This is a genomic window from Mucilaginibacter gilvus, from assembly GCF_004054195.1.
In the GTDB taxonomy this organism is placed as follows: Bacteria; Bacteroidota; Bacteroidia; order Sphingobacteriales; family Sphingobacteriaceae; genus Mucilaginibacter; species Mucilaginibacter gilvus.
Genome location: NZ_SBIW01000006.1, coordinates 225,734 through 237,581, shown reverse-complemented (window position 1 = coordinate 237,581; position 11,848 = coordinate 225,734). Strand labels below are relative to the sequence as shown.

Here is an 11,848-nt window from a genome sequence, read left to right as displayed (position 1 = left end):
GTTGAAGTAAACATATAATCCAGTTTATTCAAAATGAAAAGCTTTTTCTCAAACAAACCTCTCTTTAAAATAGCTGCCGCCGCAATGTTGGTATTGCCGTTGGGCAACGCCGTGGCGCAAACCCAACCCGATGCCAAAATGAATGCTTTTGTAAGCGGGCTGATGAAAAAAATGACCGTTGACGAAAAGATAGGTCAGCTTAACCTGGTTACCAGTGGTATGGCCATTACCGGCTCGGTTACCAATAACGGTGTAGATAATGGTATAGCCAAAGGGCAAATAGGGGGGATATTTGGTTTATATGGTGTAGAGAATGTACGCAAAGCGCAGGACCTGGCTGTAAAGAACAGCCGCCTGCATATACCTTTAATATTTGGGTTGGACGTGATACACGGGCATCGCACCATTTTCCCGATACCATTGGGCATGTCTGCAACCTGGGATCTGGATATTATCCAGAGATCGGCACATGTTGCTGCCAAAGAGGCAACAGCGGAAGGCCTTAACTGGGTGTTTTCGCCAATGGTAGATATCGCGCGCGATGCGCGCTGGGGCCGCATCTCTGAAGGCAGCGGCGAAGACCCATGGCTGGGCGGCAAAATTGCCGGCGCTATGGTAAAAGGCTACCAGGGCACAAGCCTTAAAAATGCCGACGCGGTAATGGCCTGCGTAAAACACTTTGCACTCTACGGCGGTGCCGAAGCCGGCCGCGAGTACAATACCGTGGATATGAGCCGCCTGCAAATGTACCAGGATTACCTGCCGCCATACAAGGCTGCGGTTGATGCCGGTGCGGGTAGTATCATGAGTTCGTTTAATACGGTGGATGGTATCCCATCTACAGGTAATAAGTGGTTGCTAACCGATCTGCTGCGCAAGCAATGGGGCTTTAAAGGTTTTGTGGTGAGCGATTATACCTCGCTGAGTGAGATGAGCAACCACGGGTTGGGAGATCTGCCGCAGGTATCGGCCCTGGCGTTGAAAGCCGGTTTGGATATGGATATGGTAGCCGAAGGCTTTTTAAATACACTGAAAAAATCGTTACAGCAGGGCAAAGTAACACAGGCCGAGATAGACCTTGCCTGCCGTCGTGTGCTGGAAGCAAAATATAAACTGGGTTTGTTTGATAATCCGTACAAATCGTTAAACGCCGAGAACGAAAAGAAAGATGTTTTTACCGAGGAGAACCGCAAAGTGGCACGTTTAGCAGCCGAGCACTCTTTTGTATTGCTGAAGAATGCTAACCAGATACTGCCGCTAAAAAAATCGGGCGGAACGATAGCAGTTGTTGGCCCGCTGGCTGATAATAAACGCGATATGCTGGGTACCTGGGTTATTGCTGGCGAATGGGAAAAATCGGTAAGCGTATTAGAAGGTATAAAACACGTGGTTGGCGATAACGTAAAACTGGTTTACGCCAAAGGCGCGAATATTACCGATGATGCCGAATTTATGAAACGCCTCAACTTTGGCCCGGGCATGGTTAGCCTGGATAGCCGCCCGCCCGGTGATATGATAGAGGAAGCTGTTAAAGCGGCAAAAAAGGCAGATATTGTTGTTGCCGTAGTAGGCGAGAGTCAGAGCATGAGCGGCGAATCATCAAGCCGGTCGGACATCGACGTGCCCGAGAGCCAGAAAAATATGCTGAAAGCACTCGCCAAACTGGGCAAGCCTATGGTAATTGTAGTTTTTAACGGCCGCCCGCTTACCTTAACCTGGGAAAATGAGAACGCCGCTGCTATATTAGATGTATGGGCACCGGGTACCGAAGCTGGCAACGCCATTGCCGAGGTGTTGTTTGGTAACTACAACCCGGCTGGTAAGCTTACTACCACTTTCCCGCGTACGGTTGGGCAGATACCTATATATTATAATCACAAAAATACGGGCCGCCCTTATACCGATGGGCCAACCAAATTCAAATCTAACTACCTTGATATTTCTAACGATCCGTTGTTTCCGTTCGGTTATGGCTTAAGTTACACCAGCTTTGGATACAGTGATGTAAAATTGAGTAAAACAAATTTAAAAGGGGCCGAAACTTTAACAGCAACGGTAACGGTAACCAACAAAGGTGCTTACGCAGGCGAAGAAGTTGTACAACTTTACATCAGCGACCCGGTTGCCAGCATATCACGTTCGGTTAAAGAGTTAAAGGGCTTTAACAAGGTTAATCTGCAGGCAGGGGAGGCTAAGGAGGTGAGTTTTACCATCACGCCAGAGCAGCTTAAGTTTTACAACAGCCAGTTGAAATACGATTGGGAACCGGGAGAATTCATCATCCGGATTGGCACAAATTCAGCTGATACGCATAGCGCAAAAGTGAAGTGGCAAAAGTAAACAAATGCTGTAATTGTTAAATTACACTTATACAAATGATAAGCTAATGTGCCTTAGGTTAATTCTAAGGCACATTTTTTTTATAAAACATTTAAAGCAAGCTACTTAGTATCACCATTAAATTGCCTGGCTGCACCTGCCTAACGCAGCCCCGGGAGTTAACAGGTTATTTATATAAATATAATATAATGGTAATTTGAGCGCGCGAAATGCCGGTGATATTAGTGGACGTTTCACAAAAAAAATGTCCGAAAATGGAAATTACACCCACTATTAAACAAAAACAGCATGTTTTATAATTAAAAACGCTTTATAACAACTTTTTTACATTGCTAATTTTTTATAAAAGAGTCGTTATTGTTAACATGTATTTAAAATAGTTTTTAAAATTTATAAATTATTGCGAGAAACTTATTAAAAAATAAATAATTCATAATTCTATAATATTGGCTTGTGTAACCTATACACTCTATTTATATTAGATGCATTACCAATATAAACTTTTCCGTATGAGGAAAAGCGCAAGATTTTCAGAAAAAAAAACTTGGTGCGCCAAACGTGGTACACCATTAATATACAAACAGGAATAAAAATTTTAAGCAGGATAGTTTCGCTATATGATAAAACTTTTACATTTTTTTCTTTTTGAACACTTCATGTATAAAGGGAATCTCACCCCTTTCTCAAAAGGAACTTTGTCAAAGTTTTCCTATGCCACTATCCACGGCACTTATTATCACCGCACTTAGCACTGAAATAAAATCTTAAATCAAATATATTAATCAACTAAATCTCAATCTCATGTTTAAAAGTTTACTCCTTAAAGGAAGAGTACTTTGCCTGCTATTATGCTGCATGGTATCTTCACTGGTAGTTACAGCCCAAACAAAGCACACCGGCCGGATTATCGGCAGCGACGACAAGCTGCCCGTAGTAGGTGCCACTGTGCGCGTTAAGGGCACCACTACTGGTACACAAACAGACGTTAACGGTCAATTTACACTTAGTGTAAGCGCCGGTAACGTTTTGGTAGTTTCTTACCTCGGGTACACCACCCAGGAAGTAACCGTTGGCTCAAGCGATAACATTAGTGTTACGCTGCAAGCCAGTAACAACACGCTGAACGAAGTAGTAGTAACGGGCTACACCTCTCAGCGTAAAAAAGACATCTCTGGTGCGGTTGCAACAGTAGATGTGGCACAGGCTATTAAAGTTCCTGCAAGTAGTTCAGATCAATTACTACAAGGCCAGGCATCAGGTGTTACCGTAGTTACCCAGGGTTCTCCGGGCGCAGGTGCACAAATCCTTGTTCGTGGTATCTCTAACCTTGCAAACTCTTCACCACTTATTGTTATTGATGGTGTTCAGGGTGGCGACTTAGGTAACGTTAACCCTAACGATATCGAGTCTATCTCTGTATTAAAAGATGCGGGTTCAGCGGCTATCTACGGTATCGCCGGTGGTAACGGTGTTGTTATTGTGACAACTAAAAAAGGAAAACAAGGTAAGTCTACAATTACTTACGATGGTTACTACGGTACACAACGGCCTTTAGGCGGTAATCCCTTCGACGTTTTAAACGCACAGGATTATTTAACATTGGTGAAAAAGGTTGACCCTAAAAACAGTTTATTTTTGGCCGACGGAAGCGTTGCCGCTTATGGTGCGCAAGGCCCGGGTGTAAAAGGCAATTTTGCAGCAGGTGCTTCACAGGTTGATCCTACTAAATACAGATATGACCCGTTTAACCCTAACAACGATTACCTGATCCAAAAATACGATAATGGCCAGGGTACCGATTGGTTTCATGCAGTGTTCAAGCCAGCTTCTATGCAACAGCATACCATCAGCGCGCAGGGTGCAAACGATAAAAATGCATACTACTTCTCTGCCGGTTACCTTAACCAACAAGGTACATTGTTGAATACTTATTTCAAAAGAGCAACTACACGTATTAACACTACTTTTAATATCAAAGATCACTTCAGGGTAGGTGAAAATGCTTCATTATTTTATACGCTTTCTCCAAACGGACAAGGTACTATCCCGGGTGGTAACCAGGGCGAAGGTAACTCGATATCTGAAGTTTACCGTATAGAGCCGCAGATCCCTATCTATGATATCTCTGGTAAACAATACGGTGGTACATGGGCAGGCCCTACTTCTTTAGGTAACGCTGTTAACCCGGTAGCTACCCAGGATAGGCAAAAATATAATACTGTTAAAAACTGGAATATCCAGGGAACTGTATTTGCTGAAGCAGATTTCTTGAAACATTTTACCGTCCGTACAGCTTTGAGTGGTACTATTAACAACCAGGAAAGGTATGCTATTGGCTACAGGCCGTATGACAGTGGTGAAGGCCATGGTGGCACTGAAAGCTTTAATGAGCAAGCCAGCTACTATAACAACTATAACTGGAGTAACACCCTCGTTTATAACCAGGTATTTGGTAAACACAGTATTAATTTCTTAGCAGGTTACGAGCAAAGAGAGCAATTCGGCCGCGGTGTTGGTGGTAACGTTGTTAGCTTACCATCTTTAGATCCTGCTTTCGTTACCATTTCTGGTGGTACAGGTGCTATCACTGCTTTTAGCTACAATGCACAGCCTATTACCCACCAATCTTTCTTTGGTAAATTAGATTATATCTACAACGACAGGTACATCTTGTCAGCCACTATACGTCGTGACGGTTCATCTGTATTTGCCCCTGGTCATAACATAGGTTATTTCCCATCTGTGTCATTAGCGTGGCGTGTAACTGAGGAAGACTTCGCTAAAGGAATCAACTGGTTAAACTCGTTAAAAATTCGCGGTAGCTACGGTGTAGGTGGTTACGATCGTAACGTAATGGATCAGGCTTCATCAAATGCTTACTCATTATACAATCTTAATAAAGGTTCATCTTTTTACGATATAGGCGGTACAAGTAACAGCATTCAGCAAGGTTACTTTAACTCTACTATAGGTAACGCGTCTACTACCTGGGAACGTGATTATGTTGCCAACTTTGGTTTCGATGCGATATTGTTTAACAAGTTAGATCTATCGATCGAGTACTACCAAAAAAGATCCACCAAATTATTATTCAATCCTTCATTGCCTGCAACTACAGGTGGTGCTTCTCAGCCATTCATAAACACTGGCGAAGTACGTAACAAAGGTATTGATGCATCATTAAACTACCGTGATAAGATCGGAAGCGACCTGGGTATCACTGTAGGACTTTCGCTTACTTCATACAAAAACAAGGTTTATGATATACCAAATCCTTTACAATCGGTTGGTAGCCGTATTGGTACCATTGCTCAACAGGCAGAAGGTCATCCGATCGGTTCGTTTTACGGGTATGATGTAATTGGCTATTTTGCTTCTGCTGCGGATGTAGCAGCTTCGCCTACACAGGCTGATGCTGCTCCGGGCCGTTTCAAATACCGCGATGTTAATGGCGATAAGAAAATTAACGCTGATGACCGTACTTATTTTGGTGATCCCAACCCTGACTTTACTTACGGTTTAAACTTAGGGTTAAACTATAAAGGTTTTGATTTGAGCGCTAACTTCTACGGTTCTCAAGGTAACGACAACTTTAACTATGTTAAATACTGGACTAACTTCTACAGTTCATTAACCGGTAACAAAGGTAACGACCTGTTATATAACTCTTGGACCCCAACTAACCTGAACCCTAAAGCTCCTATTGCTGAAGCTGCAAGTACATTCAGTAGTGCTGGTGTTGTTAACTCTTACTACTTAGAAAACGGTTCGTTCCTTAAATTAAAACAAGTACAAGTAGGTTATACCTTTAAAGGTGGCCTTAAACAAATCGGTGCTGATAAATTAAACGTATATATACAAGCTGTAAATCCATTCACAATTACTAAATACACCGGTCTTGATCCTGAATTGCAGGCTGTTACTGGCAACAGTAGCGGTGTGGATTTTGGTAACTATCCAAGTACCGAGCGTAAGTTCATCCTGGGTGTGCGTGTAACATTTTAATTAGAAAGAATTTAAAAGTTTTAAAGATGAAAAAATTAAGTAACAAAATTATTGTTGTGGGGTCCATAGCCACGCTTGCCTTCTCTATGTCGTGCAAGAAGTTTCTGGACAAAACCCCCACAGGGTCGCTAAACCAAATAGTTTTAGCGAACAAAGCGGGTGTTGATGGTTTATTAATTGGCGCTTACGCACTGGTAGATGGTGTTTACAACGGCCAGGCAGGTGCTACCTGGTCTACCGGTACAGACAACTGGATCTACGGTAGTGTGGGTGGTGATGATGCGCACAAAGGTTCTACCCCGGGTGATCAGCCAAGCGCGGCGGACATTGAGGCTCGTACACAGAATGGTGTAAACGATTACCTTGACCCGAAATGGAGAATGAATTTTGCGGGCGTACAGCGCGCAAACGATGTAATTCGCGAAATTCCTTTGGTGAAAGACGGATCGATGTCTGCGGATAATATTGCCCAGGCAACTGCAGAAGCTCGTTTTCTACGCGGTTTCTATCATTTCGAATTAGCTAAATTATGGAGAAACGTTCCTTATGCAGACGAGTCTATCACTTACGATGCCGGTAACTATACCATTGGTAACCCTGGCCCGATATGGGATAAGATAGCTGCGGATTTCTCTGCTGCAGCAGCAGTATTGCCGGAAACCCAACCACAGGTTGGCCGTGCCAACAAATGGGCAGCGAAAGCGTTCCAGGCAAAAGCGTTGATGTACGATCATAAATATGCCGAGGCGCTTACTATATTAAAAGATGTAATTGCCAATGGCAAAACAGCCGGCGGTGCTAAATACGCGCTTGGTAAATACGCCGATAACTTCAACCCATCTAAAAAGAATGGCCCTGAAGGTGTATTCGTAGTACAAACATCTGTAAAAGACGGGGCTAACGGTTTAAATGGTAACGCTGGTAGCACACTTAACTTTGCCGCCGGCGGCCCAGCATCATGCTGCGGATTCTTCCAGCCATCGTTTAGCTTTGCTAACGCGTTTAAAACTGATGCGGTTACAGGTTTGCCTTTGGTTGATACTTACAACGATGCAGATTTGAAAAATGACCAGGGTATCAGCGAGTCAGCTGCATTTACTCCGGCAACTGAAACAATAGATTCACGTTTAGATTGGTCTGCTGGTCGTCGTGGTATCCCCTACCTTGACTGGGGAATTCACCCGGGAAAAGCCTGGGCTCGTGACCAGGATGACGGTGGCCCATACAGCCCTATCAAAAACGTTTACTACCAGGCAGCGCAAGCTACCACCTCTGATACTTACGGCGGTTGGGCAGCTAACCAGTCTACATCTAACAGCTACAACGCTATCCGTTTTGCCGATGTTATTTTATGGGCAGCAGAATGCGAAGTAGAATCTGGTACGCTTGAAAATGCACGTACTTATGTAAACATGATCCGTACCCGTGCAGCTGATGCTACAGGTTGGGTACATACTTACGTTGATGCCTCTAAACCTACAGGCGGTTTCACAAGTACTCCGGCAGCTAACTACAAAGTTGGCTTGTACCCTGCAGGTTCGTTTACCGATAAAACGGTTGCACGTAAATATGTATTTTTCGAGCGTAGACTTGAACTGGGTATGGAAGGCCACCGTTTCTTCGATTTGCAGCGTTGGGATGCTTCAACAGGCGGCCCAATGCCTGCCGGCTTTATGGGAGCTCAGATCAATTTTTATCTTGATCACGAGAACCATGTGCCTAACTTCCCTATCTTGCTGTTGAAACAAGCTAAATTTACAGTAGGTAAAAATGAGCTTTATCCTATTCCACAAGCTCAAATAGATATTACTGCAGGTAGCATCAAACAAAACCCAGGTTACTAATAGCCAAAGTTTTTGATAAAGAGGAGAGGATTTTTATCCTCTCCTCTTTTTTTATTATAATATATTCCCGTACTATTGACCTTATGAGGCCTTTGAGATTTTTACTTCCGCTGCTGCTTTCCGTCGCGTTGTCCTCGTGCAAAAAAGCCACCCTTTTCCAAAAGATAGATTCCTCACATTCGGGCATAAAATTCAATAACCTGATCGTTGAGAGCGACTCGATCAATCCATTGGACATGCTTAATATTTATAACGGTGGCGGCGTAGGCATTGGCGATTTTAACAACGATGGCAAACAGGATATTTATTTTATAGGCAACGCGGTATCCAACCGCCTGTATATAAATAAAGGCGATATGCAGTTTGACGATGTTACCCAGGAGGCCGGTGTAGGCGGCAAGGGCGGCTGGGGCAGGGGTGTAGCGGTTGTTGACATAAATAACGACGGATTGCCGGATATTTATGTTTGCAATACGCTGTTAAACAGCCCTGTGAAGCGCATGAACCTGCTTTACATTAACCACGGTAACAACGGCAACGGCGTGCCGGTATTCAAAGAAGAAGCCAAAGCATACGGGCTTGATATTAACGTACACTCTACCATGGCCTCGTTTTTTGATTACGATAACGATGGCGACCTGGATATGTACCTTACCGTAAACGAAGCACAGTCTACCGACAATACCAGTTCTTTCAGGTACCTGGCTACGGATGGCTCGGCTAAAAGCACCGGCAGGTTATACCGTAACGATGCAAACCCTGCACTTGGGCACCCGGTTTACACCAATGTATCTAAAGAATCCGGTATCTTGATAGAGGGCTACGGTCATGCCGCCAGTATTGTAGATATTAACCGCGATGGCTGGAAAGATATTTACGTAACAAACGATTTTTTACCAAATAACATCCTGTACATAAACAACCACGACGGTACTTTTACCGACCGTACTAAGGAATATTTTAAACATACCGCTACCAGCGCCATGGGGCAGGATATACAGGACATTAATAACGATGGGCTGGCCGACGTTTTTGAACTTGATATGGATCCCGAAGATAACTATCGTAAAAAAATGTTTATGTCGGGCACATCTTACCAGCTTTTCCAGAATTTTGATAGGTACGGTTACCAATACCAGTACAACCACAATACCCTGCAGCTAAACCAGGGCCCGCGCCTTGGGCAGAACGATTCTATAGGCGCGCCGGTATTTAGCGAAGTTGCTTTTTTAAGCTGCGTTGCTCAAACCGACTGGAGCTGGGGCCCTATAATAACCGATTTTGATAACGACGGCTTTCGCGATATTGTGGTAACAAACGGTTACCCCAGAGACGTTACCGACCATGATTTTATTACCTTCCGCAACGAATCGTACGCTATCGCTACTAAAAAGCAGGTACTTGATCAGATCCCCGTTGTTAAAATCTCCAACTATGCTTTTCATAACAATGGTAAGCTTGGCTTTGAGGATGTAACCAAAAACTGGGGAATGGATATCGCGTCGTTCTCTAACGGTGCGGTCTATGCCGACCTGGATGGCGACGGTGCCATGGATGTGGTGATCAATAATATCGACGATGAAGCATTTCTGTACCGCAATACATCGCGCGATAAGAATAAAGAAAATAACCACTACCTGCAGGTGCAATTTAAAGGGGGCACCCAAAACAAAGGTGGTATTGGTGCCTGGGCAGATGTTTACTACGATAAGGGCAAGCACCAGGTATATGAGAATACGCCTTTCAGAGGGTATTTATCAACCATTCAAAATATTGCCCACTTTGGTTTGGGGAATATAAAGCAGGTAGATTCTGTTGTTATAAAATGGCAAAACGGCAAACAACAAGTACTTAAAAACGTAAAAACCGACCAGGTACTTAAAGTTGATATAGCCAATGCTACGCAGAACTATAGTTTCGCCCCGCCGGCAGTAAATAATACCTCGCTGTTTGCAGAGGTTACCCGGTCGCTTGGAGTTAACTATATTCATAAGTCCGAAGATTTTATCGATTTCAACATACAGAAGTTGCTTCCGCATAAACTATCAGAATACGCTCCCGCTATTGCCGTTGGCGATGTGGATGGTAACGGATTTGATGATATGGTTGTTGGTGGTACGTCGCAATTCCCGGCGCAGGTGTTTTTGCAGCAGGCTACAGGCAAATTCGTACAGCGAATTTTATTGGATGCCGTTACAACTGCCGATAGATATAAAGATGAAGGCCTGTTACTATTTGATGCCGACGGCGACGGCGACCTGGATCTGTACGCTGCCAGCGGCGGATACGAGGCTGAACCGGGTTCAAAATCATACCAGGACAGGGTTTATGCGAACGATGGCAAAGGGCATTTCGCGCTCCAGCCGAATGCCTTGCCGGTTAACTTTACCAGCAAACTATGTGTAAAGGCTATTGATTATAATAAAGATGGTTCGTTAGACCTGTTTGTATCGGGCAGGGTAGACCCATGGAATTACCCTAAACCGGTATCGAGCTTTCTACTGCGCAACGATAGCAAGAACGGGCAAATAAAATTCACAGATGCCACACCATCAGCGGCAAAAGGATTAAATAAAATTGGTTTGGTATGTGATGCTACCTTTAGCGATTATGATAACGATGGCTGGCCTGATCTGGTGATCACCGGGGAATGGATGCCGGTTACCTTCCTGAAGAATGACCACGGGGTATTTAAAAACGCCACCCAAACAAGCGGTATTGCCGATAAACTTGGCTGGTGGAACACCATAGCGGGCGGCGATTTTGACCATGACGGCGATATAGATTATGTGGTAGGTAACACTGGTACAAACACTTTTTACAAAGCCACCGACCAGTACCCGATGTACATCACCGCTAAAGATTTTGATAATAATGGCAGCTATGATGCCTTCCCATCTTTGTTTTTAAAAGATCAGCAAGGGCAGATGAAGGAGTTTCCGGCGCATACGCGCGAGGATATTGTGAAGCAGGTGATCAGTATGCGCGTAAGGTATCAGAATTATAAATCCTTCGCGGTTTCAACGATGGATTCGGTACTTACACCAGCTATGCGCGAGGGTGCTATCCGCTTAAAGGCCAATATTCTGCAATCTGTATACCTGCGTAACGATGGCGGCGGCAAATTTACAATGACGCCATTACCGGTTGAGGCGCAGATGTCGCAATTAAGCGGGATAGTGGTTGATGATTTTGACGGCGATGGTAACCTGGACCTGGCGCTGAGCGGGAACGATTACGGAACCGAAGTAAGCACCGGCCGGTACGATGCATTTAACGGACTGATGTTGAAAGGTGACGGCAAAGGGGGCTTTAAACCGCTTACTATTATGCAAAGTGGCATTTACATCCCCGGCGACGGAAAGGCCTTGGTGAAACTGCAAGGCGCAAATGGCAAGTACCTGCTTGCTGCAACACAGTATAAAGATGCCATGAAAATTTTTGAACTGAAGAAGGATATTCAAACCGTTAAACTATTGCCATTGGATATGTTTGCCACCATCAGGTACAAAAATGGGAAAGTCGCCAAACAAGAATTTTATAATGGGCAATCGTTCTTGTCACAGTCAGGTAGATTTTTTAATATTGACAATTCAATGGCCACTGTTACCGTTACCGATAATGCTGGCCATAAAAGAGACATACCTGTTAAATAAACC

At 44.2% G+C, this 11,848-nt stretch carries 4 protein-coding genes; all 4 read left to right on the top strand.

The genetic code is table 11. The annotated features are described in order from the left end of the window. The first annotated feature begins 33 nt into the window (after window positions 1-33). The 4 genes from bglX to EPL05_RS13140 all read left to right on the top strand — a co-directional run bounded on the left by bglX (window position 34) and on the right by EPL05_RS13140 (window position 11,845). A complete protein-coding gene (bglX, locus tag EPL05_RS13155; RefSeq protein ID WP_128534433.1) occupies window positions 34-2,340 on the top strand; it encodes a beta-glucosidase BglX in 2,307 nt (768 codons plus the stop codon). An 801-nt stretch (window positions 2,341-3,141) separates the two neighbouring features. Further along, window positions 3,142-6,345 carry a SusC/RagA family TonB-linked outer membrane protein gene (locus EPL05_RS13150; protein ID WP_128534432.1) on the top strand — a complete coding sequence of 1,068 codons (3,204 nt, stop codon included), beginning with the start codon at window positions 3,142-3,144 and terminating at the stop codon, window positions 6,343-6,345. A 26-nt stretch (window positions 6,346-6,371) separates the two neighbouring features. Continuing rightward, complete coding sequence (locus tag EPL05_RS13145) at window positions 6,372-8,189, top strand: RagB/SusD family nutrient uptake outer membrane protein (protein WP_128534431.1); 1,818 nt, start codon at window positions 6,372-6,374, stop codon at window positions 8,187-8,189. 83 nt (window positions 8,190-8,272) lie between these two features. Then, on the top strand, window positions 8,273-11,845 hold the full coding sequence (locus EPL05_RS13140) for a VCBS repeat-containing protein (RefSeq protein ID WP_128534430.1): 3,573 nt from the start codon (window positions 8,273-8,275) through the stop codon (window positions 11,843-11,845). Window positions 11,846-11,848 lie beyond the last annotated feature (3 nt).

Excerpts from the sequence above, each read along its gene's own strand:
- bglX (WP_128534433.1), top strand. The coding sequence starts at position 34 with ATGAAAAGCTTTTTCTCAAACAAACCTCTCTTTAAAATAGCTGCCGCC.
- EPL05_RS13150 (WP_128534432.1), top strand. The coding sequence starts at position 3,142 with ATGTTTAAAAGTTTACTCCTTAAAGGAAGAGTACTTTGCCTGCTATTA.
- EPL05_RS13145 (WP_128534431.1), top strand. The coding sequence starts at position 6,372 with ATGAAAAAATTAAGTAACAAAATTATTGTTGTGGGGTCCATAGCCACG.
- EPL05_RS13140 (WP_128534430.1), top strand. The coding sequence starts at position 8,273 with ATGAGGCCTTTGAGATTTTTACTTCCGCTGCTGCTTTCCGTCGCGTTG.